Origin of the sequence: Nocardia sp. NBC_01377 (genome assembly GCF_045040005.1) — a bacterium.
In the GTDB taxonomy this organism is placed as follows: domain Bacteria; phylum Actinomycetota; class Actinomycetes; order Mycobacteriales; family Mycobacteriaceae; genus Nocardia; species Nocardia noduli.
On sequence record NZ_CP109566.1, the window covers coordinates 3,768,301 to 3,791,782 of the forward strand.

Consider the following 23,482-nt stretch of genomic DNA (forward strand, 5'->3'; position numbering starts at 1 on the left):
GAGATATGGCTTCAGACAGCACGGGTAGCGCTCCGGGCACCAAGGGGTGCCCGATAGATTTCGAGCGGCACACCACCGGGTTCCGTGACTCGTTCGCGGAACGCGCCGACACCTTGCACAGCAAATGCCCGATCGCGTGGTCGAGTTCCTACGGCGGATATTGGGTTGCCAGCGATATGCCGCAGGTCTTCGAGGCCGCACGTAGACCCGATCTGTTGTCGAGTGATTTCGACGGGGCCGGTGAACGGAAGGGCTATCAGGGAATCCTGATCCCCAACTACACCATGGAGCGCAACCGTAGCGGATTCATCGAGATGGATCCCCCGGAGCAGCAGGATTTCCGCAGGCAGCTCAACCCCTATCTCTCGCCCGCGGCGGTCGCGCGCTGGGTACCGGTGATCGACGAGATCACCCGCGCGTGCCTGGACGAGGTCATCGAATCCGGGCGGATCGATTTCATCGACGATCTGGCGAATATCGTGCCCGCGGTGCTGACGATGGGCCTGCTCGGTATGCCGTTGCAGGACTGGGACATCTTCTGCGAGCCGGTGCACGCCTCGGTGTACACCGATCCGACCTCCCCGGAGATCCTCGATGTGATGCGGCGACTGCGCGAAGCCGAGGTGCATCTGGGCGACTGGATCAAGAAGATCCGCGCCGAACCGCGTCCGGGTCTCATCGACGCGCTGAACTCACTGACCATCGATGGAAAACCGGTGCCGCACGTCGACGTGTTCGGATCGTGCCAGTTGCTGATCGGCGGCGGATTCGACACCACGACGGCGCTGTCGGCGCATTCGCTGGAATGGCTGTCGCAGCACCCGGGCGAGCGTAAACGGTTGAGCGAGAATCTGGACACCATGCTCGATTCGGCGACCGAGGAGTTCCTGCGCTTCTACACTCCCGCGCAGGGCAATGGCCGCACCGTCGCAGTGGACGGGCACGTCGGCGACATCGAATTGAAGGAGGGCGAGCGGCTGTGGCTGTCGTGGGCCATGGCCAACCGCAACCCTGACATCTTCCCCGACCCGCACGAGATCGATCTCGACCGCACCGGCAACCGGCATGCGAGTTTCGGTCTCGGCGTGCATCGGTGCATCGGATCCAACCTCGCGCGAAACCTGTTCAAGCGCATGCTGGTTCAGGTGCTCGAGCGGCTGCCCGACTACGTGTGTGACGCGGACGGGGCGATCCACTACCCGTCGGTGGGCATCATCAACGGGATGCAGAAGTTGCCCGCTTCCTTCACACCCGGTGAGCGGCGAGGTGAAGGACTCGCGGCGACCATCGAACGTATGCAGAAGATCATCGACGAGCAGCGTCTGGCCGAGCCGGTGACCAGACAGAAGGCCGCGGCGAAACTCTGACCGAACTGCGGCCTCGGGGGATGCGGGGCCGCGAGAGGCGGCGAACACAGCACCGAATCCATGAATCTGTTGCCGGTGATCCAGGCGGTCGAGCTCGGTGGCGGCGCCTCGCTGGTGCGAGTGGCGATGAACCAGCCCGATCTGATCATGCGCGCGCTGGATGTGGGCGCCATCGGCGTGGTCGTCCCGATGGTGTCCACCCCCGCACAGGCTCGAGCCGCCGCCGATGCCACCCGATATCCACCGCACGGCACCCGGTCCTTCGGCCCCGTCCGCAACTTCTACGGCGTCGAAGCCGCAGCCGCGGTGAGCACCTGTCTGTTCATGATCGAGACCGCCGAGGGCCTCGACAACGTCGACGAGATCGCGGCGACGCCGGCAGTCGACGGCCTTTTCGTCGGACCGGCGGACTTGGGACTCGCGCTCGGCGTGGGACTCGGCGGCATGAATCCGACGAACGAGACCGTATTGTCAGCCGTGGCGACCGTCGTGCGAGCCGCCGAAGCTCACGGGAATTCACCGGAGTCGCCGGAATGGGCCCCGAACATGCCGAGACCCTGCTCGACGCGGGGGTCCGGCTTGTGACCCTCGGCAGCGATGTGGGCTACATCAGGGCGGGTCTTGCGGCCGACGCGCGTCGAATCGATGACTGGAACAACCGCTTTCGCCTGTCGGCCCACAGCACCGGACAGCCGGAATGAGCCCGGCGCCGCCCGCCCGCTGTCGGCGGCCGTCACCGCTCCGCTGGTGGTCTGCACGCTGGTCGAATTCACGTTCAGGTAGACGTTGACCTTGTAGACGCCCCCGGCCCCCACGGTGACGGCCGCCGACAGCGGCGTCGCGGTGGAGGTCCACTGCAACGGGAGCAGGATCTGTTCGAGTCGCTGTGCGCCGGCATCGAATTCGGCCGCCAACTGCGGGGTTGTTCCCGCCTTCAGCCTGCCGAGCCATGCCGCGGTGTCGTGATGGTCGATCGTCGACGCGCCCACCGCGTCGACGAGCCCCTGCGCGCGCTCACGCAGGTGGTCATCCCACGCGCGCCCCAGCGGACCGAAGTCGTACGTTGTTTCAGGCCGATTGGTTACCCGAACGCCCGACCGGCCCCGCGACCGGTGACACGTTCTGTCCGTGCCGTACGCGACCGCATGCCGAACCGGTCCCGCCCGCCGGTCAGTCGCGCCGATAGCCCGCCCCGTTGAGCATCAGATCGACGTGAGAGCGCACGAACGCCTGCGCATCGGCCATCATGGCTGCTCGTTTGCGCGGCGGCGTGGCCAGGACGTGCATCATCAGACCGCCGATAAGCCCGTCGACGAAGGCCGTGGAATCCGTGATCGCGGTGAAGGTTCCGTCGGCGATCGCATCGCGTACCAGATCACGCATATACCGCACGTGCGGGAAGGCGACCCGGTGGTGGTACATCTCGGCAAGATCGGTGTTGGCGGTCGATTCCACGAAGATACGGAAGACGATCAGTCCGCCCTGTCCGGAGAACGCTTCGAGCGTCTGGACGGCGATCGCGATCAGCTGACCTCGCAGATCACCGCCCGGCGCGAGATCGATCGCGGGCGGCGGCACATCCAGCGCCGCCGCGAGCAGATCCTCCCGCGTGCGGTAGCGGCGATACAGGGCGTCCTTACTGACACCGGCAGCCTTGCAGACGGCGCCGAAATTGAATCCGGACCAGCCGCGCTCGGCGTAGACGCTGCGCGCCGTCTCGATGATACGGCGATCGACCTCGACATCGCGGGGGCGACCCCGGCCCGCGGTGTTCGGATCGACGGCCCTCGGGTAGCTCGCCGATCCTCGCTCGGGCTCGATATCGGACATGGTGCGCCGATCATAGCCGGGATCGACGCTCTCACCTCGCGGTATCGGGTACTCGGAAGGATACGCACAGCGGCCGGTTCTCGCGGTGGTCGATCGGGACGTCGCCGCCGGATACCGCTGGCGTCCGCGGCGAAGGCTTGTCACCACCGGTATGGATTGAAATGAGAACCTAAGTCTTGCTAGGCTCCCACTGATGCACGGCCGCTCGCACAGGTCGGCGCGCCCCGAACCGAGGGCACCCGATGCGCGCCTCGTGGAGGACCCGATCAAGGAGAGTCCATTGCCCGCATTCGGAATGCTCGTCGATGACGAGAGCGCCACCGGCGCGGGAACCTTCGAGGTCACCGAATCCGGTGGTATCGGCGCCGAGAACGGTACGTGCGGCTTGGACGAATTCACGCGGTTCCAGGCGATCACCGTCTCGGCCTGACACACAGAGGATGACATCAGTGAGCACCGCAGGACTTCCGGAAATCGGGTACTACGCATTGGCGGGCGGAGCGCCGGATCCACGCGCCCTCGTCGGCGAGGCCGCGACGGCCGAGCGCCTCGGTATCGGCAGCGCCTTCATCTCCGAACGTCTCGGTATCAAGGAAGCGGCCACCATCGCGGGCGCGATCGGAGCCGTCTCGTCCGACCTGGGCATCGCGACCGGCGTCACCAACTTCAACATCCGGCATCCGCAGGTGACGGTCGCGCACGCGAACACCATGCAGGCACTGACCCGCGGCCGCTACACGCTCGGGATCGGCCGAGGTATCGCGACGATGCTGGCAGCGATGGGCGTCGGAGCCGCGACGACCGCCCAACTCGAGGATTTCGCGGGTCTGGTCAAGGCGATGATGAGCGGGGAGCCCATCCTCGGCCACGACGGGCCCGCCGGTTCGTGGCCCTATCTCCACGTGCGGCCGCGACCGGAATATGCGCTCCCCCTGCTGATGACGGCGTTCGGCCCTCGGTCGCTGCGCTTGGCCGCCCGGGCTTTCGACGCGGTGGTGCTGCACACCTTCTTCAGCGACGAGACGACCGCGCGCGCGGTGCGCACGGTCCGCGAGGAATGTGAGCGCATCGGGCGTGACCCGGCCGAGGTCAGGATCTGGTCGTGCTACGCGACCATCGATTCCGCTCTCCCCGAGGATGTCGTCCTCCAGAAGACCGTCGGCAGGCTGTCCAGCTACCTGCAGGGCTACGGCGATCTCATGGTCGAGACCAACCGCTGGGACCCCGCTGCCCTCGCGCGCTTCCGGAACGACGAGATCGTCACCTCGATCCGCGGGGCGATCGATACGATCGCAACGCCGGATCAGCTGCGCCATATCGCCACGATCATCCCGGCGGAGTGGCTGGAGGCGGCCGCCGTCGGCCCGGCCGAACACTGTGCGGTGATGGTGGACCGTCAGTTCGACCTCGGCGTCGACGGGGTGATCATGCACGGCAGCAGCCCCGACGAACTCGCCCCGATCATCGAGGCGTACCGCGGAATGCGCCGCCCCACCCTGCACAGTGACCTCCAGAACAATCCCGGCGCCCGACGCACGGCAGTCGCGACCAGGGCATCGTCGGAGTACCGGCCATGCTGATCCCGTTCGACGACTATCCCGTCCATCAGACCTCGCTGCCGCTCGGCCAGACCGGCGCGGGGAATCCGAACCACTACGACCGTTTCTGGTTCAACGGTTTTCGTGAGGATCTGCTGTTCGGGATCGCCTTCTGCAACTATCCGAACAAACAGATCACCGACGGCGCCTTCTCCGTTCTCGTGAACGGAAGGCAGACCTCGCTGCATTGCAGCGCCCGCATGAAGGCTGATCCCACCGATATGGATCTGGGTCCGTTGCGCATCGAGATCGTCGAACCCATGCGGGTGAACCGGGTCGTCGTCGACTCGCCCGAGTACGACATCCGCGCCGATCTGACCTACACCGCCACCACGGAGGCCATCGAGGAAGTCCACCAGACAGCCTTCTCCGGCAATCGGCATCTGATGGACGTGACCCGCGCGACCCAGTGGGGGACGTGGACCGGCGTCATCGAGGTCGGCGGCACGGTGATCGATCTCGCCGACGGCGCGCACGCGACCAAGGATCGCTCCTGGGGGGCACGCCTGAGCCCGGGGGCCAAGGACGCGGCGCCCATAGCGCCCGCGGGCACCTTGTTCCTGTGGTCTCCGATCCACTTCGACTCGGAATGCTTCCACTACTTGGTATTCGAGGATACCGACGGCTTTCCGCGCATTCATGACGCTGCCCTCGTCCCCAAGACCACCCTCACCCGCCGGACCGTCGACGGGACGGCTCAGCCTGCTGCCGGGCGACGGATCGCCCGCGTCGAGCACGAGATCTCGTGGCTGCCAGGTCACCGGCGCGCACGGGCGGCGGTGCTGACCCCGCGCACCGTGGATGGCGAAAGCCTGGGCGCGATCGAACTCGAACCGCTCATGTGCTTCCAGATGAAAGGGCTCGGCTACGGACATCCGGTGTGGGGTCACGGAAAATGGCATGGCGAGTCGGCAGTGGCCGCCGAGAGCTACGAACCCGCGCGACTCGACCCGCTGAGCTTCGAGAACCTGCACGTCCAGCAGCTCGTCCAGGCCACATGGAACGGTAGATCCGGCCTCGGCGTACTCGAACAGCTGGCCATGGGACCGCTGCCACGCTACGGCTTCCGGGAATTCCTCGACGGGGCAGGCGTTGCGACTCCTGAGACCGCCGCATCGGTCGGGGACACAGCCTCTGCCGACGCCGCCGCGAACTGAACGGCCCGAGGGCGGGGCCGCCGATCGGCAGCCCAGACGCCTTCGTCGGAAAGCCCGTCGATCCAACTCCTCAATATTTCGTTCTGTCGCAAGGCCGCGCCGTCACGGCGGCACCCCGCGTCGTCGGTGTCGGACATCGGCCCGCGTCGCGCGTCATCACAGGACGCGCCGAGAACTGCACCACAAGTCGGTATCAGACACCGTATTAATTACAGTATGTGGTGTCCATCACCTGCCCGATCTGGCGCGGACATCGTTCGATCCAGAAGCGGTATCCAATACTGTAATGACTATCCCCTATCGACCAGGCCAAATCTCCGCGAAGACGGCGATGCCGCGCGGCGACCCCACACCGCTATGCGGACGCCCCGGCGGGCTCCCGACTTTGCGCAGTCAGATACCGTACCTGTTACAGTATCTACAGCAGGAACCATCGGCCCGCACGCTCGGTGTTCGTCCTGTTCGCACCGAGACCGACCTGCGATCCGCATCGCGCGGACGATCGCATCCGCACGCGCCCGAGGATGGTGGGAAATGGCCGCAAGAGACTCCACTGCTAAGAAGCAGAGGCGTGAGCGCGGTTCGTTGACGGTCGAGGACATCGTGGACAGCGCCCTGGATCTGGCCGAGCAGATCTCCGTCGACCGGCTGAGTTTCGCGCTCATCGGCAAGCATCTGAATACCGGCGCCACGAGTATCTCCTGGTATTTCCATCGCAAGAACGACCTGCTCGACTCGATGGCAGGCCGCGCGTTGCAGCGGTACCTGCCCGCAGCCCCGCGCAGGCAGGCCCCACCGCCCGCGGACTGGCGCGCCATGCTGCGCGCACACGCGCACCGTATCCGCGACACCCTCCTGGCGAACACCGTGCTCTGCGACCTGATCCTGGTCAGATCGACACCCGCGCTACTGGCCGCCCACTTCCGCACCGCGGGGATGGACGCGGCGATCCTGGGTCTCATCGAGGCAGGCCTGTCGACCGACGACGCACTCGACGTGCATTCCGCGCTCTGCCTGCACGTACACGGGTCGGTGGTGCTGCAACGACTGCACGACAAACATCGGCAACCCGAATCCGCGGTCGGCGGATACTTCGACCGCTCCGAGATCACCCCGGACAAGACGCCTGAATTGTTCCGGGCAATGAGCGCCGGACACCAGCTCGGAGCACCGGACGACCGGAATTTCGAGTACGGACTGGACTGCATAGTGGCCCGCGCCTCGGCACTGGTATTCAAGCCCGGTTACGGCATCACCCGTGACGCGCCGCCGCTGACCGAAACCGCGAGCGGACACCTCCCGCCCGCGCATTCGCGCAAAGGATCCTCACAGCAATGACATTCGGTAACCCATCAGAGGCCGACGGCGGTTCCACGGCCTCGGACAGCCCGGCGATGCCGACCAGACCGATCGCCGCCGCCTCCGCGCAGCACTACCGGACGCGCGGATGGTGGTTGCCGCCGCAGTCAAGCAACGCGGGCGAGGAGCGGCTGCGCGTGGGCGGTGGCCGGACGGCCCTCGTGGACAACGACGCCGCATGGTCTTATTCGGCGCTCGCCGACACCGTCGCTTCGATCTCCGCGGGTCTGGACGGCGCGGGAATCCGCACCGGGGCCGCGATTCTGATCGTGGCGCCGCTGACGAACGCCGCGGCGGCGGCCTACCTGGCCGCAGTGCACAGCGGAAGGGTGGCCGTGCTCCTGGATCGACGGTCCGGCCTCTCCGATATCCGGCACGCGCACGCCGCCGTGCGACCGCGGCTGACACTTGCCGCGTCGGCCGATATCGAACGCCTCGGGCTGGGCGAATTCGGGCCCGTGCGCACCTTCGACGAGATCGCACAGGCGAGGCCGACGCAGACCGACGACACCGCGCCCTTGGATTTCGACGCACCGGCAGTCGTGCTGTTCACCTCGGGGACGACCGGCACACCCAAAGGCGTGGTTCACAGCCTGAACACCCTGCGCTGCGGGGCGGCGAACATGGCCGCCGCGCTCGGCATCGGAGCCGCTGACATCCCGTTCCTGTCCAGTCCGCTCGCGAGCATCACCGGCGTGGTGCAGCTGCACATGACGATGGAAGCCCACGCGACCCTGGTACTCGAAGACCGTTTCGATCCGTCGTCGTCACTGGATCGCATTCGCGCCCACGGGGCCACCGTCATCGGCGGAGCGCCGGTCATCGTCGAGCAGTTGTTCGCCGAAACCCGACGACGGGACCTGCGTGCGCTGCCGCTGCGCGCCATCGCCCTCGGCGGGACCGCGGTCCCGCGCGAACTGGTCGCCACCGCCATCGAGACCTACGGCATCGAGCCCATCCGAGTGTACGGCTCCTCGGAGGTCCCCTTCTCGACGTGCAATACGGTCCGATCGAACACCACCGAATCGGGGACCGACGAGGGCACCGCGATGCCGGGGGTGGAGATCGCGATACGCGATTCCGTCGACGACGAACTACTGGTTCGCGGCCCGCACCGCTTCCTCGGCTACCTCGATCCCGCCCACAACGCGGGCGCGTTCGAGGATGAGTGGGTCCGCACCGGCGACCAGGCCCGTATCGAGGACGGGCGGCTGATCATCAAGGGCAGGCTCAAGGAGATCGTCGCCCGCAAGGGCATGAAGATCTCGCTGGGTGAGATCGACGAGGCGGCGGCGGTCCTGCGCGATCTCGGGGAATGCGTGGCCTTCGGCCTGCCCGACCGAGAGACCGGCGAACGGCTGGCCCTGGCCATCCGCTGCGATCCGGAGACACCACTCGAATTCGCCGATGTCATCGCACGATTGCAGCGCGGCGGCCTCGCGAAATGGAAACTGCCAGAACAGATCGTCCGCTGGGACGGGCCGTTCCCACGCACCGAGAGCGGCAAGATCCAACGCAAAGAGGTCGCCGCGGGCGCCGCAGGCCGACCCGCGCTGTTCGCACCGAGATTCGGTGCCGCCGCGCAGTCCGGCGACACCGCACAGAAGGACTGAGCTATGGCTGTCGACATATTCATCAAAGGCGGAACGATCATCGACGGTTCCGGTTCCAGACCCCGCTACACCGGGGACGTCGCGGTCGCCGACGGCCGGATCGTCGAGATCGGAACGCGCATCGCCACCCCGGCGGCCGGGGTCGTCGACGCCGACGGCGCGCTCGTGGTCCCCGGCTTCGTCGATGTCCACACCCACTACGACGGTTGATCGAGTTGATGGAGGGTGTCGAAGACATCCCGGGCATCGTGCTCGACGAAGGCCTCGACTAAAATTGGCGCAGCCCTCGCCATGCGCGACCCGGCCCGCAGAAACGCGATCCTCGGCGAGCGGGACAGCGCCGAGGCGATGGCGGGAGATCCTGCCGCGCGGCGGAACTCGTCCGCACCACCGCTCCCCGGGTCGGCGCCACGTTCATGCTGGATATGCCACTGGACTGCGAACCGGGACCGGACAAGCGCCTGGACTCCATCGCGCGCGTGCGCGGCGTGACACCGGAAGAGGTTCTCTACGATCACCTTTCGGCGGGCGATTTCGAATACGGGCTCGACGGCGCCACCGCGCAATCAGGTGGTGCGGCAAATTCCTCCGATGCGCCCTCGGAGGGCAGCTCCTCATGCGTGCCGGAAAGGTCGGCCGGTCATAACCATTGGTTGTCGCAACGGTTGTTGGACGAATCGTGGCAGCAGTCACAAGGTGTAATGACCGGCTGTAGCCGAAGCCGGTCGGCGCGACGCGCGCGATGTGCACAGCCGGTCGTAAACATTGGAACTCCCGGCTCCCGTCCCCGGAGGTCGCGGGGGACGCAACTCGTTCGCAGGAGGAGAAATACCGTGAGTACATCGGTCGACGAATTCGTCTATGACCCGTTCGGTAAGGAGGAGATGCGCAATCCCCTGCCGTTCTACGAGATTCTCCGCGAACACCACCCCGTCTACTACCTCGAGAACTACGACACCTTCGTGCTGTCACGATTCCAGGACGCGTGGGACTTCCTCGATATCGCGGACAACGTCTTCGTCACCAACGAAGGCAGCGTCTTCATGCGCGCGGACCTGCTGAAGCACAACAATGGCGCCACCGCCGATCCCCCTACCGCGCCGTTCCTGGGCACCCACCTTGCCTACGGCGCGCCGGTCTACGAACAGATCCGACAAGCACACAGCAAAGGGCTGCGACCCGGAGCGGTGCGCAAACTCGAACCCTTCATCCGCGACCTGGTACGCGACCGACTGGACCGACTACTCCCCCGCGGCCGATTCGACCTCGTCCACGAATTCGGCGGCATCATCTCCGTCTCGACGATCTGCCACCTGTTCCACATCCCGCTGGAGCAGGCGAGCGAACTCCTCGACACCATCAACGCCGTCACCGCGACCGACGAGGAGGGCCACGGCTTCGCCCGCGACCCCGACATGCAGAAGAAGATGCTCGGGTTCATCCGCCCACTGGTCACCGAGCGCCGCGCCCAAGGACACGACGGCAGCTGGAACCTGGTCGACGGCATGCTCGACCTACGCCTCGACGGACGCGAACTCTCCGACCTCGAAATCGCCGCCAACCTCACCTGCGTACTCGTCGGTGGCACCGAAACCCTGCCGAAAGTCATCGGGCACGGACTGTGGGAACTCGCGCGACATCCCGACCAACTCGCCGACGTCCGCGCCGACCTCGAGGTCAACGCGGCCGCCGCCGTCGAGGAGATGCTGCGCTACTGCGGCCCCGCCCAATGGTTCGGGCGCACCGCCCGCGTCGAAACCGAGATCGCCGGCCAAGTCATCCGCCCCGGCCAACGCGTGATCTACCTGACGCAATCGGCCAACCGCGACCCACGCGAATTCCGCAACGCCGACACATTCATCTGGAACCGCGACATCCCACGCACCCTCGCCTTCGGCCGCGGCCAGCACTTCTGCGTCGGCATCCACCTCGCCCGCCTCGAAGCCAAGGTGATCGTCCAGGAATTCCTGTCCCGGGTCGGCGAATACCAGATCGACACCACCGGCGCGGTCCGCAGCCCCTCGAGCTTCCAATGGGGCTACAGCCACCTGCCCGTCGAGGTCGGCGCCGTCAACGGATGAGCGTGGAGACGATCGCCGACCGCGGAAGTTCGTGCGTCAGCGACAGCGAATCACGACCCAAGCGTGAAGAATACAGTATGGCATCAGATACCGTATCTAATCCAGTAAATGAGGTGGAGGCAACGATGCCCGCAGGCAGCACCGAGGGCGCGGTGATCGACAGACTCTTCATCGGACTGGAACACGGTGACGTCGGCGCGGCCGTCGCCTGTCTGACCGACGCCGCGACGATCTGGCACTCCTTCGACCGGGTGGTGCACGACGTCGACAGCATCCGCGCGGATTGGGAGCGACTGGTCGCAGGCTCGTCCCTGCGACGGGTCACCGATGTGCGACGCGCGCCGATCCCGACCGGGTTCGTCCAACAGCATCTGATGACCGTGCACACCCGAACCGGCGCGCGGCTGGCCTGGCCCGCCTGCATCGTGGTGCGGATCGAGGACGGTCGGATCGCTCGCCTCGATGAATACCTCGACCGAGCTGGGCATTTCATACCGGTCGAGGACAGCCGGACCACCCCGGGCCTGGAGCCCATCGACAGGTCGGCGCGCACCGACGGCGCAGCGCCCGACCCGATCCCGAGGTGATCCGATGTCCACCAGCCATGTCGACGCACGAGGCCCCGTCCCGACCCGGGACCCGGACGCCGCCGAGCGCGACCTCGCCGAACATGGTGGTGCGTAGTCCTCGACGCCCTCGACGCCACCTTCCGCGACGAGGTGCGCACTGCCCGCTATCGCGCCGCCGACGGCGATGCCGGCCGCGGCCGCCGTCGCGAACACGCCCACGGCAGCGACGATCACATCACCAGCGCATCTGGAACCTGCCCGGCGTCCATTCGCCGATTCGGCTCCGAGACCGTGCAAACCCTGCTCGGCTTCCGGCCGCAGGTGCTGGGACGAATCAATGGACTCGACCGACTGGAGAAGGCGTCCGAGAACGACTGACGGATCTGCCGCAGCCGACTAGCCGAGGTAACCGATGACACGGCCCGAATTGATTCGACGACTGGAGTTCGAGACGATGCTGCTGACCCGGCGCATCCTCGATTACGACAGCCGTCGTGGCGATCGTGATCTCGATCGAAGCGGTTATCTGGTGCTCAGCCGAATCCGGATACAGGGCCCGATGAGCATCGGCGAATTGAGTGCGGCATTCGCACTGGACCGTTCGACCCTGCACCGGCAAACCGCGGCACTCAGCAAATGCGGCTTGGCCGAACGCATTCCGGATCCCGACGGGGGGATCGCCCGCAAATTTCGAATCACCGCGCGTGGTGCGTGCGTATTGGATCACGAACGTGCGCGCAAGCTCGCGGCCCTGCGCGATGTTCTCATCGACTGGAGTCCCGAGGACATCGATCGCTTGGCCGCGTATCTGTACGAATTCAACAGCGGTATCGAACGATTGAGCAGCGAGCCGTGGCCACGGCCCGGATCCGACCGCACGCGCGATACATTCGGATGTATCGGCTGAGCACGGAAATCAAAGGAGGCAGTCGATGACAGTGGACACAGACGAGACCACGGAACGGGCACCCCTGCTCGAGACACTGGATTCCGGCGTCCTCACGCTGACCTTGAACCGGCCCGCCGCGCGCAACGCGCTCTCGCTCGCGATGCTCGACGCGCTCGGCGCGGCACTCGACCGGGCCGCCGACGACGAGCGGGTCCGGGTGGTGGTGCTGACCGGTGCCGGCCGAGGGTTCTGCGCGGGCGGCGATGTCAAGACCCTCGCCCGCGGAGAAAGCATCTTCGGTCCCATCGCCGATCGGGAGGGCCGCATAGCCCGCCAGATCGCCGCGCAACGCGCGACCACCGTGCGCCTGTGGGAATTCCCCAAGCCGACAGTCGCGGTACTCAACGGTCACGCCGTCGGGGCGGGTCTGGCACTCGCCCTCGCCTGCGACCTGCGTTACGCGGCCGACTCGGCCCAGTTGCGACCGGGATTCGCCGCAGTGGGGCTGGCGGGCGACTTCGGTGCGACGTGGTTGCTGACCAGACTGCTCGGCCGCGCACGCGCCCAGGAACTGCTGTACTTCGCCGAGCCGGTCTCCACGAGCCGGGCGGTCGAGCTCGGGTTGGTGAACGCCGTGTTCACCGACGAGGAGCTGGCCGGACGCGCGGGGGCGAGGGTGCGCACGCTGGCCGAGCGATCTCGCCCGGCCCTGGAGGCGATCAAGAGCAATATCGCGACTGCCGACCGCTCCGACATCGCGGCGGCCGCGGACGCCGAGGTCCACTGGCACGTCCGGTTGCTCGAGACGCCCGAACATCGGGCCGCGGTCGCCGAAATTCTTTCCGCTCGCCGCTGACCCGACGCGAACGAATTCCGAGCGAATCCGCGCCCGTCGGGACGGCCGCGGATTCCTCGGGGCCCGCGACCGGTGCCGACGCCCCACCGCGCTATTGCGCTCCCTTTTCCAGTGCTCGGGCCAGTAACTGAGCCAGATGAACTCCGTCACGGTCCGCCAGATCCGCGGCCTGCGTGCGGCAGGAGAATCCGTCGGCCAGGAACATATCCTCGGGGCCCGCCGCCTCCAGCGCGGGCAGCAATTGGTGGGCCGCGACCGCGGTCGAGACCTCGTAGTGCCCGATCTCGACACCGAAGTTCCCGGCCAGACCGCAGCAGCCACCGAGCCGGACCACTTCCGCGCCCGCACGCTCGAGCAACTGCCGGTCGGCCTCCCAGCCCATCACCGCGTGGTGATGACAGTGGGGCTGCGCGATCACCCGTACACCGTCGAGCGAGGGCGCGCGCCACGACGCGTCGCGGGCCAGCAGTTCGGCGAGTGTACAGGTGGAGGCAGCCGCGGCGCGCGCGGCGTCGGAGTCGATCAGCTCCACCAGATCGCCCCGCAGTACGCCGGTGCACGACGGCTCGATGCCGACGACGGGAATTCCCTCTGCCAGCGGCTGTTCGAGTTGTTCCAGCGTGCGCGCGAGAATTCGGCGCGCGGCGTCCAGTTGGCCCGTGGTGATCCACGTGAGCCCGCAACAGGTCTCGCGTTCGGTGATCCGCGGACTGTAGCCCGCCGCCTCGAGGACGCGCACGGCATCGATGGCCACCTGCGGGCAGAAATGGTTGGTGAAACTGTCCACGAACAGCAGCACCGCTTTCCCGTCGGTCCGCCGCGCTGCCGCGGTGGCGGCGAACCACCGGCGAAAGGTCTGGTCGGCGAAGGTGGGCAGGGACCGGCGCGAGTCGACACCCGCCAGCCGCAGCGTCACACCGCGCAGAGCGCGAATTCTCATGGCCCGGTTGACGAGTCGTGGCGCGCGCGCGGCCAGTCGAGACCAGCGTGGGAGCCAGCCCAACGCGTAGTGCGTGCGAGGACGCAACCGTCGCCGATAGGACTGGTGCAATACCTCCGATTTGTAGGCGGCCATGTCGACACCGGTAGGACAGTCCGAGGCACACCCCTTGCAGGACAGGCACAGATCGAGCGCGTCATGGACGGCGGGTGAGCGCCAGCCCCCGGTCTGCTCGCCGTCGAGCATCTCCTGGAGCACACGCGCCCGCCCTCGGGTCGAATCCCGCTCGTTGCGGGTGGCCAGATAGGACGGACACATGACCCCGCCCGCGGCGGTCGAATCCGCCCGGCATTTGCCCACACCGGTGCACCGGTGCACGGCCTGGTCGAAGTCGCCGCCGTCACTGTGATATGCCAGCGCCAACTGTCGGCGCACCGGCCGGGGAGCCGCGACGCGAATGGCGGCGTCCATCGGGTCCGGGTCGACCAGGACTCCGGGATTGAGCAGGCCGTCGGGGTCGAACATCGCCTTGATCGCGCCGAACAACCCCATCGCCTCGGGCGAGTACATCCGGGGCAGCAGTTCACTGCGGGCCCGGCCGTCGCCGTGCTCGCCGGACAGCGACCCGCCGAAACCGACGACGAGATCGGCTGCCTCGAGGAGGAATTCGCGGAATCGGCGGGTGCCGTCGGTCGCGGTGAGCGGGAAATCCAGCCGTACGTGCACACATCCGTCGCCGAGGTGGCCGTAGGGCATCGCGGTGAGTCCGTGCGCGTCCACCAGGACGTCGAACGCGCGCAGGTAGTCTCCGATACGCGCGGGCGGCACCGCCGCGTCCTCCCATCCGGCATGCGCGGGCAGGCCGGAAGGGGCCCGGCCCGCCAAACCGGCGCCGTCCTCGCGGATCCGCCACAGTGCGGCGGCCAGTCGCGGGTCGGTGACCACGCGTGCGTCGATCGCGCCGCCGACACGCACCAGCGCGTCAGCCTGTTCGAGGACGGATTCGCGCGCCGCACCGGACAGTTCCACGATCAGCCAGGCCCGGCCGTCCGGTAGCGGAGGCACCGAACCCGGCCCGCGCCTGCTGGTCACGACCTCGACGATCCTGGCATCGATACCCTCGCACGCGGTCGGCGCGAAGGGCAGGATCGAGGAGACCGCGTCACCCGCCGAGCCGAAATCCTCGTATCCGAGGACCACCACCACCCGATGGGGCGGGTCGACCACCAGTCGTACGGAGGCCTCGGTCACGACCGCGAGGGTGCCTTCGCTTCCGACGAGCAGGCCGCCCACATCGAAACCACGTTCGGGCAGCAGATTGTCGACCGCGTATCCGGAGACCTGCCTGCCGAAGGTGGCGAACTCCAACCTCGCCACAGCCAGGTTCGCGCCGATGATCTCGCGCAGTCCGTCGACCACACGCGGCGCCCCACCGACTTCCGGGGCGCCGAGCACGCGCGTCGCCGCGGTGATCCGCTCCCCGCGCATGGTCAGAACACTGAGCTTCTCGACGTTGTCCACCGTCCGGCCGTAGCCGAGAGTCCGCGCGCCGCAAGCGTTGTTGCCGATCATGCCACCGATGGTGCACCGGGTGTGGGTCGAGGGATCCGGACCGAAGCGCAGCCCGGCACGCTGGGCGGCGGTCTGTAGCGTCGCGTGCACGGTTCCGGGTTGCACTCGGGCACTGCGTGTTTCGACATCGAGTTCGAGGACTTCGTTCATATGCCTGCTGAAGTCGATGACAACGCCCGCGCCGACCGCGTTACCCGCCACCGAAGTGCCCGCGCCGCGTGCGGTGACGGGCACCCCGAGCGCACGGCAGACGTCGAGGGTGGCCGCGACTTCGTCCTCGTGCCGCGGACGCACGATCGCCCGAGGCACGACGCGATACAACGACGCGTCGCTGCTGTAGGCGGATCGGTCCGCCGCGGAGGTGAGAACGTCGCCGACTCCGGCACGGGCCAGTTCGCGCGTGAGATCTCGCTCCGCTGCCACCGCGGATCGCCGCGCCCGCGCGGACGCCTCGGCAGCCGCTCTCTCCGGACTCACGGCGCACCTCCGACAAGCTGGGACCGACGCCGGGCGGTCATGCCATGTCGATCGAGATCTTGAACTGGCCCTGGCGCGGTACGACGGCGGCATTGAACGCCGCCTCGACCTCACCCACCGGGAAGACGTGGCTGACGTAGGCGTCCCGCAGTTCCGGATACTCGGCGAGGTAGGCGCTCGCGTCGGCGAGGACGCGCCTGCGCTCGATCGTGGCGCCCGAGCGCAGCGTGAGGTTCTTGCGCAGCAGGGTCATCATGTCGACCGGGTAGACCACATCATCGGGTATCCCGAAGTAGTAGACCTCACCGCCGAACGCTACCGCGTCCAGACAGTTCTTCATGGTGGTCACCTGGTGCCCCACGGCTTCCACGACGACCTGCGGCCGGTCGCGCGGCGCCAGCGACCCCGCCCAGAGGCTCGCGCTCGCGGTCACCACCTCGTCGACCCCGAAGACCTTTCCGGCGTCGCTCCGATCGACCCGATCGACGCCGATCACATGCGCCGCGCCGCGACTCTTGAGGATGTGGCTGAACAGGAGACCGATCGGCCCCTGACCGACGACGGCCGCCGTCCTGCCCGCGAGGTCGCCTAGTTGCTCGACGGCGTAGAGCACACACGCGAGGGGTTGCAACATGACCGCGGTAGCGGGCTCGAGAGTGGTGTCGTAGCGGGCGAGTCCCTCGCCGTCGGCGACGACGACCTCGGCGAGGGCATCGAAACCGGACGCCCAGCCGACGACGAGATCCCCCACGGCATGGTCGGGATGGCTCGAGGCGATCACCTCGCCCACGACCTCGTGCAAGGGGAAACCCGGTGCACTCGTCACCCAGGTACCCGTGTTCTTGGGATGGGGAAACGGCGCTCCCTTGAAGTTCGGCAGATCACTGCCGCAGATGGCGCCCGCTTTGGTGGCGAGCAGCACCTGTCCGGCGGCGAGGTCGGCGGCCACGGGGGCCTCGACCTCGACGGCCTCGAACTTTCCCGGCGCGCTGAGCATCTGAGCCCACATATCCGCCTGTCCTTCCTCGATCTGTCCTGGCCGCCGATCAGCGCTGGGGTGCGCCCGAGTACTCGGCCTTCGCCAGAGCCTCCGTCCACAGCACGGGTTCGGCCAGCATCCGCCGATAGCGTGTGATCAACTTCGCCTGGTTCAAGCCGACCGCCGCGACCAAGTGCGCGCCGCGCCGGTACAGGGCGACGAACCGCTGCTCCTCGACGGACCCGTGCGCGATCACCGCTTCCTCGAACTCGAAGGTCGACCCGACCACCTGCAACTTGTTCTCGTACTGGTCCGACCACACCCACGGAACGGTCGAGAAGTCCAGCACGGCGCCGTGGCCGTGTTCGGCCAGCAGTCGCTGTGCCGCGTGCCTGCCCTGCCGAATCGCGTTGTCCCAATGCTCGACCCGGCGGAACTCACCGAACCGATGGTTCGGCCAGCGGGCTACGTCCCCCGCCGCGACCACCCGCGGCGCGGCCAGCAGACTCGCATCGCACTCGACACCGTTATCGATGGTGAGGCCGCTGCCTTCCAGCCAGTCGGTGCACGGCGTCACACCGAGGCCGAGCACCACCACATCCGCGGCGATCACGCTGCCGTCGGCGAGTTCCACGGATTCGGCCCGGTGCGTTCCGCGCACAGCCGCCACCGCCGTAGCGGTGCGCACATCGACGCCGCGCCGCTGGTGTTCGGCGACGACGGCCCAGCCGACCTCGGCGCCGAGAACTCGCTCGAACGGCGCGACCTGGGTCTCCACGAGTGTCACTCGCAGTCCGCGTTCCACACACGCGGACGCGACCTCGGCGCCGATGAAACCGCCGCCGACGATCACCACGTGCGACGGTCGCGCATCCAGATCGGCGCGCAGTCCGACCGCGTCGTCCCGCGACCGGATCACATGCACACCCGGAAGTCGTGCACCGGGCAGCGACCGGGGGGCCGCGCCGGTCGCGATGACGACTCCGCCCGCGAATTCCCTAGTGGTCCCGTCACCGAGTCGCAGCGAGGGCGCCGCGCCCTTCCCGGCGCTCAGGCCGACGACCTCGGTACCCACATTCCAGACGACCCGCTTGTCCCCGACCGGTGCCAGATCGCACCGTTCGACGTCCCACGTGCCCTTGAGCACTTCCTTCGACAGCGGAGGCCGATCGTAGGGCAGGTGGGGTTCTGCGCCGTAGACGGTGATCTGGCTGACCGCCTGCGATTCCACCAGGGTCTGCACCGCGGTCAAGCCTGCCAATGAGGCTCCGACGACAGCGATGGCAGGCACGGTGCCGACGATCGGTCCGCTCATGCCTTGATGCTGTCGAACAACGCTGCGGGCGCGGAGACCAGCATCGTGTCGATATCGGCGTCACTGACACCGCGCTCGCGCAGGCCGGGCACCACCACATCCGAGATATGCGTCGGTACCCAGGTCGGGAACCGCTTCAGTGCCACCCCCGGCGGGCCCCAGTCCGAATACAGGACCGCGTCGTGGGACAGGCCGATGCGATCGGCGTAGCCTTGGCCGCACAACGTCGCCACCGCGTCCAGCCGCTGTTCCATCGTCGATGTCCCCGGCAGGTAGAGCCCGAAGCGGTCGAAACCCGCCATCGACCCCGCGTCCATCAATCGACGCAGGTAGTCCAAGTCCTCGCTGTCACCGCTGTGGCCGATCACGACCTTGGTCAGGTCCGCGCCGTATTCCACCAGGATCTTCTGAACCGCAGGCCCCAGCTCGTCGGCGGGATGGGTGTGCACCGTGATCGGCACCCCGGTCTGCGCCGACGCGCACGCCGCCGCCCGCAGGACCCGCTCGATGTTGACCGTGATCCCCTCCTTGTCGGTCGCGACCTTGATCGACTGCGCCCGCACACCCGAATCACCGACCCCGACGGTCACATCGCGCACGAACATCCGCGTCAGCATGTCCTTCTCCACCGTGGGGGGGACGCGATGCGAGAGGTGGTACGGCAAGAAGTCGAAGGTATAGATTCCCGACGAGATGATGATGTTCAGATCGACCCGCTGGTTGACCTCCTGCACGAAATCCATATCGCGACCGTGGAAGAACGCCGTGCAGTCCAGGAGCGTCCGAACCCCCCGGTCGTGGACCTCCTGCAAAGCCGTGACCACGCGCTCCACGACTTCCTCGCGCGGCAGGCTCCATGCCAGCTCCGGATAGAACTTCTGGAACTCCGCGGAGATCATGATCAAATGCTCGTGGATCAACGTCGGCCCGAGCCGATCCACCGGCACCGGACCTCGAACAGTCTCAACAGTCGTCATCGAAATTCCTCATCTTGCCTGGGCCGACCATCAGCGAATGATGCAACGGAATGGTGCGCGATCGGAGTCAGGGCTCCAGCCGCAGTGCCCTCTTCGGGCACACTCGAATCGCGGAAGCGACCGCCGCGCGCTCGGCATCGGCGATTTCCTCTTTGAGCACCTGCAGCTCGTCGTCGTCATCCATCTCGAAAACAGTCGGCGCTTCGATGGCGCATACTCCGTTGCCATCGCAGAGCTCCCAGTCGACAACCACTTTCATTGCGAATTCCTCGTCGCTCGGGCTGATATGTGACACGAATCGACGTGCTTCAGCCAGTCTGTGGCGGCGGCTGACGGAATTCCAATATCCACTGCCATGCCGATCGGTTATCGGCACACATCTCGCGCACGGGGCGCTCATGGCGACAGCTCGGTCCGGGGCACGGGCCGCGCCCGTCCCCCGGACCGGGCCATCTCATCGGCCGTCGATATGCCTGGGGCGCGTGCTGAAGGTGTCGAACACGAACTCGAGGAACTCGGCGGTGTCGGTCGGCCATCCCTCTTCGGCTGAGGTTTCGGCGACCGACGTGACCAGGATGAACGAGGAGACCACCGCGAAGTACAGCCGCGCCAGGGCGATCGGCGAACCGGGCCGCAGCGTGCCGTCCGCTTGACCCGCTTCGATGACCTCGGAAATGTATTCGAGAACCCGCTGCTGATAGCCGACCCACGCCTCCGGAATCTCCGTCCCGCGAATCCTGGCCATACGCGAGATCTCCGCCGACAGCGCGCCCCACGCGGGATGGCTCAACGCGTGCGATATCTGCAATTCGGCCAGCGCGACGAGGCGCTCATCGGCCGCGCGGCGTCCGCTCTGCGAACGCTATCGCAGCTTCGCCGACGTGGTCGAGAGCGGAGAACTCGACAGCAACCCGATGTTCGCCCTCATCGAGCAGCCCGGCATCGGAACCTGCCGGGCCGCAGGCCTGCCCGCCGTGTTCGACGGCAGGCATCTGTTTGCCGGGGCGGCGCCGACCCTCGGGGCCGACGGCGCCGATGTCCTGAGCGACGTACTGGGCTACACCCGCGACGATATCGACGCGGGTGTAGCCGATGGGCATCTGGGAAAGGCGACGCGCGAGCCGTGACGCCGCCGGGTCTACCCGGTCACATTTGCGCCCGAGGTGTGCCACACCCGGCCGTCCATGGCGATGAACGAACCAGCGGAGGCGTCGTAGAACGGCGCCGACTGGACTTCGGCCGCGCGCCACAGCGGATCCTTGCCGTGGGCGACCTCCTCGGCGCTCACGCGGCGTACTCGTTCGGCAGAATCTCGATGCCTCGGCAGATGAACAGCGGCGCGCCGCCCGGCTGGGACGGAAGCAGGATCTCGTCGCGGTAGATGCCCGAGCGGCTTCCCGGCGCCCGCCGATCGAGGAAGATCCACGTCGATGTCGCCAGAATCACCGATCCCGATACCACCAGTTCCGGTATCCCGGTCAGGTGGGTTCCCACGGGCGAGTTCTCGGCGAATGCGGCCAATCCTTGTCTGCCCTGGATCGGTGCCCGGTTCGCGATCTCGAGTCGGCCGTCCGGCACGAACAGTTCGCTCCATGCCTGCGCATGGCGCTGATCGATGAGTGATCCGTAGCGAGCGAGTAGGCCGTGGACGGCGATCACGTCCGGTTCCATATGCGTCTCCTATCTAGGTGTGCGCCGTCGGACGCACTCTCCAGAAGTCAATACTGTAATTGATACCGTATCAACGATCCCGCAATATTGCCTCGATGTTCAGCCGATCAGAAACAGTCGACTGTCGCCCACGGCGTTGGCCGGTTCCAGCAGTGGGGCGGGTCCGGACGCTGCGGTCGCGCTCGTCACCGGATCGCCCAGGATCGCTCGGCCAGGTCCGCCCGCGGCGAGAACAGCGGCGCACGGTCACTCGGAAGCGTCATCCGGAGGCGGCGGTTCCGACAACCGAACCCCATCCGGGCACCGTGGCCCGGACGAGGTCGCGGACGTCGATACGCGAACGCGGTGCGCGCCGCCGAGACGGCCCGCTCGATATCGGCGGCCTCGGCCGCGGGCACGGTGAAGTACAGCTCCTCGGTACCCGAATCGAGGACCTCGATCCTGCCCTCCGAGGACGGCGTCACCCATGCCCCGCCGATGAACAACCGGTCCGGGTGGCGAATGGGCGCGACTGTCGCTGTCATGCTGTTCTCCTTGTGTGATCGTGCGCCGACCGATCGTCGTTCGAATGGTCGGCTCATGCGGGAGATAGTCATCGCGGGAGCCCGTACACCGGTTCCGAGATCGCTGGTCGTCTGTGGGGTTCATCACGATGGGCCGGCACGAAAACTATGTGGCGAGCGCCGATCGGCTGTCCAATTACCGATGGGACAACCGTTGGTTATGGCGGACCGCTGCCGACGCGGAGTGGGGTGGACCGTCCCGCCGGATTGCGTTCGGCATCTCGGACTTCCTGATCGACAATGCCTTTCGGAGGTATATCGATGCAACTCAACGACGTTGAGTGATGAAACTAGACATCGTTAAATAACGTACCTATCGTGGGGGCGATCGAAAGGATGGTCCTATGACGGCCAACCGCCCCGACCTGCCGCTGCACTCTCGCGCCGAAGCGGCCGCACCGCCGCTCGCGGGTGTGCGCGTCGTTGATTTCACCAGGGTGGTCGCGGGCCCGTTCGGCACCCAGATACTCGCCGATCTCGGCGCGGAGGTCATCAAGATCGAGAATCCACTGGGCGGCGACGATACCCGCACCTCTCCGGGCGGCGCCGAATTGGGCGGTGAGAGTTCGTTCTACCTCTCCCTCAACCGCGGCAAGAAGAGTGTGGCCGTCGACCTCAAATCCGAGTCGGGGCGCCGGATCATCTTGGATCTGCTCGCCACCGCGGACGTGCTGGTCGAGAACTTCACCGGCGCCGTGATGCGCCGGTTCGGCCTCGACTATCCGAGCCTGCGTGAGCGTCTTCCCACACTCGTCTACTGTTCGATCTCCGCGTACGGGCGATCGGGACGCAACGCCGACGCCGCAGGATACGACTCACCCGTGACGGCCGAAGCGGGTGCCCTCGGACTCAACCGTCACGAATCCGGCCGGGCACCGGTCCTCGGCGCGATTCCCTACACCGATCTCAGCACCGCCCTCAACGCCGTGATCGCCGTCCTGGCCGCGCTGCGCGCCCGCGACCGCGACGGGCTCGGTCAGCATGTCGATGTCGCCATGTTCGACACAGCCGTAGCCAATCTGTCGTTCCAAGCCGCCGCATTCCTCGCCTCGGGCACAGAGCCAGCGCTCAACGTTCGCCGGACGGCGATGCCCCGCGGTGTATTCGATACCGCCGACGGCAGCATGGTCATCACGTGCGCGGGCGAGAAGATGTTCCGCGCCCTATGCCTCGATGTCGTGCATCGCCCGGACTGGCTGGACACACCGGAGTTCTCGACCCAGCAGGCGCGTATACGCAACAGCGCCGCCTTCCTGCGTGAGATGGACGCCATCTTCACGCGCGAATCCGGCGCGGTCTGGTCGCAGCGATGCAAGCGGGCGGGAATACCCTGCGGCGTGGTCCGCTCGGTCGGCGATGCTCTGATTTCGGACGAGGCGTCCGAACGAGAAGTCGTGTTCGATCTCCCGCACCCGACCGCGGGCCGGGTTCCCGCCATAGCGCAGCCCTACCGGCTCAGTCGCACCCCGTGCGACTATCGGACACCGCCGCTGCTGGCCGAGCACAGTCGCGAAGTTCTCACCGACCTGCTCGGCTACGACGAGCGGCACATTGCGGTACTCGAGAAGGACGGTGCCGTGCGGCTGATGGACAGCACGCAGCCGGTTCCCGAATGACCCTGCATCCCACCGCCGCCGGTCGTAGCGGCCTACGGCGGACCCGCGATCGG

General features: G+C 67.0%; 26 protein-coding genes. 15 read left to right on the top strand and 11 right to left on the bottom strand.

Annotated features, from left to right (window positions below; genetic code table 11):
* The first annotated feature begins 5 nt into the window (after positions 1-5).
* Both OG225_RS17340 and OG225_RS17345 read left to right on the top strand, forming a co-directional pair.
* Positions 6-1,367 carry a cytochrome P450 gene (locus OG225_RS17340; RefSeq protein ID WP_405182605.1) on the top strand — a complete coding sequence of 454 codons (1,362 nt, stop codon included), beginning with the start codon at positions 6-8 and terminating at the stop codon, positions 1,365-1,367.
* A gap of 60 nt (positions 1,368-1,427) precedes the next feature.
* A complete protein-coding gene (locus OG225_RS17345) occupies positions 1,428-1,952 on the top strand; it encodes an aldolase/citrate lyase family protein (RefSeq protein ID WP_405182606.1) in 525 nt (174 codons plus the stop codon).
* Here OG225_RS17345 and OG225_RS17350 read toward each other — a convergent pair.
* Together OG225_RS17350 and OG225_RS17355 are read right to left on the bottom strand one after the other, a co-directional pair.
* Complete coding sequence (locus OG225_RS17350; RefSeq protein ID WP_405182607.1) at positions 1,874-2,356, bottom strand: hypothetical protein; 483 nt, start codon at positions 2,354-2,356, stop codon at positions 1,874-1,876. The genes OG225_RS17345 and OG225_RS17350 overlap by 79 nt on opposite strands.
* 181 nt (positions 2,357-2,537) lie before the next feature.
* Positions 2,538-3,197, bottom strand: a complete 660-nt coding sequence (locus OG225_RS17355) for a TetR/AcrR family transcriptional regulator (RefSeq protein ID WP_405182608.1) — start codon at positions 3,195-3,197, stop codon at positions 2,538-2,540.
* A gap of 280 nt (positions 3,198-3,477) precedes the next feature.
* On the opposite strand from OG225_RS17355, the gene OG225_RS17360 reads away from it, so the two are divergent.
* The 11 genes from OG225_RS17360 to OG225_RS17410 all read left to right on the top strand — a co-directional run bounded on the left by OG225_RS17360 (position 3,478) and on the right by OG225_RS17410 (position 13,319).
* Positions 3,478-3,627 carry a hypothetical protein gene (locus OG225_RS17360; RefSeq protein ID WP_405182609.1) on the top strand — a complete coding sequence of 50 codons (150 nt, stop codon included), beginning with the start codon at positions 3,478-3,480 and terminating at the stop codon, positions 3,625-3,627.
* Positions 3,628-3,637: 10 nt separating this feature from the next.
* On the top strand, positions 3,638-4,777 hold the full coding sequence (locus OG225_RS17365) for a TIGR03857 family LLM class F420-dependent oxidoreductase (protein ID WP_405182610.1): 1,140 nt from the start codon (positions 3,638-3,640) through the stop codon (positions 4,775-4,777).
* Entirely contained in the window at positions 4,771-5,952 is a 1,182-nt protein-coding gene (locus OG225_RS17370) for a hypothetical protein (protein WP_405182611.1), read from the top strand. The genes OG225_RS17365 and OG225_RS17370 overlap by 7 nt, the downstream gene beginning before the upstream one ends.
* A gap of 534 nt (positions 5,953-6,486) precedes the next feature.
* On the top strand, positions 6,487-7,290 hold the full coding sequence (locus tag OG225_RS17375; RefSeq protein ID WP_405182612.1) for a TetR/AcrR family transcriptional regulator: 804 nt from the start codon (positions 6,487-6,489) through the stop codon (positions 7,288-7,290).
* Positions 7,287-8,924, top strand: coding sequence for an AMP-binding protein (locus tag OG225_RS17380; RefSeq protein ID WP_405182613.1), 1,638 nt, complete (start codon positions 7,287-7,289; stop codon positions 8,922-8,924). Before OG225_RS17375 ends, OG225_RS17380 begins: the two co-directional genes overlap by 4 nt.
* Before the next feature lie 3 nt (positions 8,925-8,927).
* A complete protein-coding gene (locus tag OG225_RS17385) occupies positions 8,928-9,134 on the top strand; it encodes a hypothetical protein (RefSeq protein WP_405182614.1) in 207 nt (68 codons plus the stop codon).
* Between the two features lie 623 nt (positions 9,135-9,757).
* Positions 9,758-11,005, top strand: a complete 1,248-nt coding sequence (locus tag OG225_RS17390) for a cytochrome P450 (RefSeq protein WP_405182615.1) — start codon at positions 9,758-9,760, stop codon at positions 11,003-11,005.
* A gap of 125 nt (positions 11,006-11,130) precedes the next feature.
* On the top strand, positions 11,131-11,592 hold the full coding sequence (locus OG225_RS17395) for a nuclear transport factor 2 family protein (RefSeq protein WP_405182616.1): 462 nt from the start codon (positions 11,131-11,133) through the stop codon (positions 11,590-11,592).
* Between the two features lie 132 nt (positions 11,593-11,724).
* Positions 11,725-11,952, top strand: a complete 228-nt coding sequence (locus tag OG225_RS17400; protein ID WP_405182617.1) for a hypothetical protein — start codon at positions 11,725-11,727, stop codon at positions 11,950-11,952.
* Between the two features lie 34 nt (positions 11,953-11,986).
* Positions 11,987-12,481, top strand: coding sequence for a MarR family winged helix-turn-helix transcriptional regulator (locus OG225_RS17405; protein ID WP_405182618.1), 495 nt, complete (start codon positions 11,987-11,989; stop codon positions 12,479-12,481).
* A gap of 25 nt (positions 12,482-12,506) precedes the next feature.
* Entirely contained in the window at positions 12,507-13,319 is an 813-nt protein-coding gene (locus OG225_RS17410) for an enoyl-CoA hydratase-related protein (RefSeq protein WP_405182619.1), read from the top strand.
* A 91-nt stretch (positions 13,320-13,410) separates the two neighbouring features.
* Here OG225_RS17410 and OG225_RS17415 read toward each other — a convergent pair whose 3' ends face one another.
* The 6 genes from OG225_RS17415 to OG225_RS17440 form a co-directional block, all read right to left on the bottom strand.
* On the bottom strand, positions 13,411-16,254 hold the full coding sequence (locus OG225_RS17415) for an FAD-binding and (Fe-S)-binding domain-containing protein (protein ID WP_405183287.1): 2,844 nt from the start codon (positions 16,252-16,254) through the stop codon (positions 13,411-13,413).
* 91 nt (positions 16,255-16,345) lie between these two features.
* Positions 16,346-17,317, bottom strand: a complete 972-nt coding sequence (locus tag OG225_RS17420; protein ID WP_405182620.1) for a zinc-binding dehydrogenase — start codon at positions 17,315-17,317, stop codon at positions 16,346-16,348.
* A 37-nt stretch (positions 17,318-17,354) separates the two neighbouring features.
* Positions 17,355-18,602, bottom strand: coding sequence for an NAD(P)/FAD-dependent oxidoreductase (locus OG225_RS17425; RefSeq protein ID WP_405182621.1), 1,248 nt, complete (start codon positions 18,600-18,602; stop codon positions 17,355-17,357).
* Positions 18,599-19,579 carry a phosphotriesterase gene (locus OG225_RS17430; RefSeq protein WP_405182622.1) on the bottom strand — a complete coding sequence of 327 codons (981 nt, stop codon included), beginning with the start codon at positions 19,577-19,579 and terminating at the stop codon, positions 18,599-18,601. Before OG225_RS17430 ends, OG225_RS17425 begins: the two co-directional genes overlap by 4 nt.
* Positions 19,580-19,646: 67 nt before the next feature.
* A complete protein-coding gene (locus OG225_RS17435; protein WP_405182623.1) occupies positions 19,647-19,838 on the bottom strand; it encodes a ferredoxin in 192 nt (63 codons plus the stop codon).
* A gap of 195 nt (positions 19,839-20,033) precedes the next feature.
* Positions 20,034-20,387, bottom strand: a complete 354-nt coding sequence (locus tag OG225_RS17440) for a hypothetical protein (RefSeq protein ID WP_405182624.1) — start codon at positions 20,385-20,387, stop codon at positions 20,034-20,036.
* Between the two features lie 73 nt (positions 20,388-20,460).
* Between OG225_RS17440 and OG225_RS17445 the strand changes: the two genes are divergently transcribed.
* The gene (locus OG225_RS17445; RefSeq protein WP_405182625.1) at positions 20,461-20,706 is read left to right on the top strand and encodes a hypothetical protein; all 246 of its coding nucleotides are present in this window, start codon (positions 20,461-20,463) and stop codon (positions 20,704-20,706) included.
* 11 nt (positions 20,707-20,717) lie between these two features.
* On the opposite strand, the gene OG225_RS17450 is transcribed toward OG225_RS17445, so the two are convergent.
* The 3 genes from OG225_RS17450 to OG225_RS17460 form a co-directional block, all read right to left on the bottom strand.
* Positions 20,718-20,867: a hypothetical protein gene (locus tag OG225_RS17450; protein WP_405182626.1), complete on the bottom strand. Its 150-nt coding sequence runs from the start codon at positions 20,865-20,867 to the stop codon at positions 20,718-20,720.
* A complete protein-coding gene (locus OG225_RS17455; RefSeq protein WP_405182627.1) occupies positions 20,864-21,250 on the bottom strand; it encodes a nuclear transport factor 2 family protein in 387 nt (128 codons plus the stop codon). Before OG225_RS17455 ends, OG225_RS17450 begins: the two co-directional genes overlap by 4 nt.
* A gap of 185 nt (positions 21,251-21,435) precedes the next feature.
* Entirely contained in the window at positions 21,436-21,774 is a 339-nt protein-coding gene (locus OG225_RS17460; RefSeq protein WP_405182628.1) for a hypothetical protein, read from the bottom strand.
* 383 nt (positions 21,775-22,157) lie between these two features.
* On the opposite strand from OG225_RS17460, the gene OG225_RS17465 reads away from it, so the two are divergent.
* Positions 22,158-23,429: a CaiB/BaiF CoA transferase family protein gene (locus OG225_RS17465; protein WP_405182629.1), complete on the top strand. Its 1,272-nt coding sequence runs from the start codon at positions 22,158-22,160 to the stop codon at positions 23,427-23,429.
* Positions 23,430-23,482 lie beyond the last annotated feature (53 nt).

Excerpts from the sequence above, each read along its gene's own strand:
- OG225_RS17340 (WP_405182605.1), top strand. The coding sequence starts at position 6 with ATGGCTTCAGACAGCACGGGTAGCGCTCCGGGCACCAAGGGGTGCCCG.
- OG225_RS17345 (WP_405182606.1), top strand. The coding sequence starts at position 1,428 with ATGAATCTGTTGCCGGTGATCCAGGCGGTCGAGCTCGGTGGCGGCGCC.
- OG225_RS17355 (WP_405182608.1), bottom strand. The coding sequence starts at position 3,197 with ATGTCCGATATCGAGCCCGAGCGAGGATCGGCGAGCTACCCGAGGGCC.
- OG225_RS17365 (WP_405182610.1), top strand. The coding sequence starts at position 3,638 with ATGACATCAGTGAGCACCGCAGGACTTCCGGAAATCGGGTACTACGCA.
- OG225_RS17370 (WP_405182611.1), top strand. The coding sequence starts at position 4,771 with ATGCTGATCCCGTTCGACGACTATCCCGTCCATCAGACCTCGCTGCCG.
- OG225_RS17375 (WP_405182612.1), top strand. The coding sequence starts at position 6,487 with ATGGCCGCAAGAGACTCCACTGCTAAGAAGCAGAGGCGTGAGCGCGGT.
- OG225_RS17380 (WP_405182613.1), top strand. The coding sequence starts at position 7,287 with ATGACATTCGGTAACCCATCAGAGGCCGACGGCGGTTCCACGGCCTCG.
- OG225_RS17385 (WP_405182614.1), top strand. The coding sequence starts at position 8,928 with ATGGCTGTCGACATATTCATCAAAGGCGGAACGATCATCGACGGTTCC.
- OG225_RS17395 (WP_405182616.1), top strand. The coding sequence starts at position 11,131 with ATGCCCGCAGGCAGCACCGAGGGCGCGGTGATCGACAGACTCTTCATC.
- OG225_RS17405 (WP_405182618.1), top strand. The coding sequence starts at position 11,987 with ATGACACGGCCCGAATTGATTCGACGACTGGAGTTCGAGACGATGCTG.
- OG225_RS17410 (WP_405182619.1), top strand. The coding sequence starts at position 12,507 with ATGACAGTGGACACAGACGAGACCACGGAACGGGCACCCCTGCTCGAG.
- OG225_RS17420 (WP_405182620.1), bottom strand. The coding sequence starts at position 17,317 with ATGTGGGCTCAGATGCTCAGCGCGCCGGGAAAGTTCGAGGCCGTCGAG.
- OG225_RS17425 (WP_405182621.1), bottom strand. The coding sequence starts at position 18,602 with ATGAGCGGACCGATCGTCGGCACCGTGCCTGCCATCGCTGTCGTCGGA.
- OG225_RS17430 (WP_405182622.1), bottom strand. The coding sequence starts at position 19,579 with ATGACGACTGTTGAGACTGTTCGAGGTCCGGTGCCGGTGGATCGGCTC.
- OG225_RS17435 (WP_405182623.1), bottom strand. The coding sequence starts at position 19,838 with ATGAAAGTGGTTGTCGACTGGGAGCTCTGCGATGGCAACGGAGTATGC.
- OG225_RS17455 (WP_405182627.1), bottom strand. The coding sequence starts at position 21,250 with ATGGAACCGGACGTGATCGCCGTCCACGGCCTACTCGCTCGCTACGGA.
- OG225_RS17460 (WP_405182628.1), bottom strand. The coding sequence starts at position 21,774 with ATGACAGCGACAGTCGCGCCCATTCGCCACCCGGACCGGTTGTTCATC.
- OG225_RS17465 (WP_405182629.1), top strand. The coding sequence starts at position 22,158 with ATGACGGCCAACCGCCCCGACCTGCCGCTGCACTCTCGCGCCGAAGCG.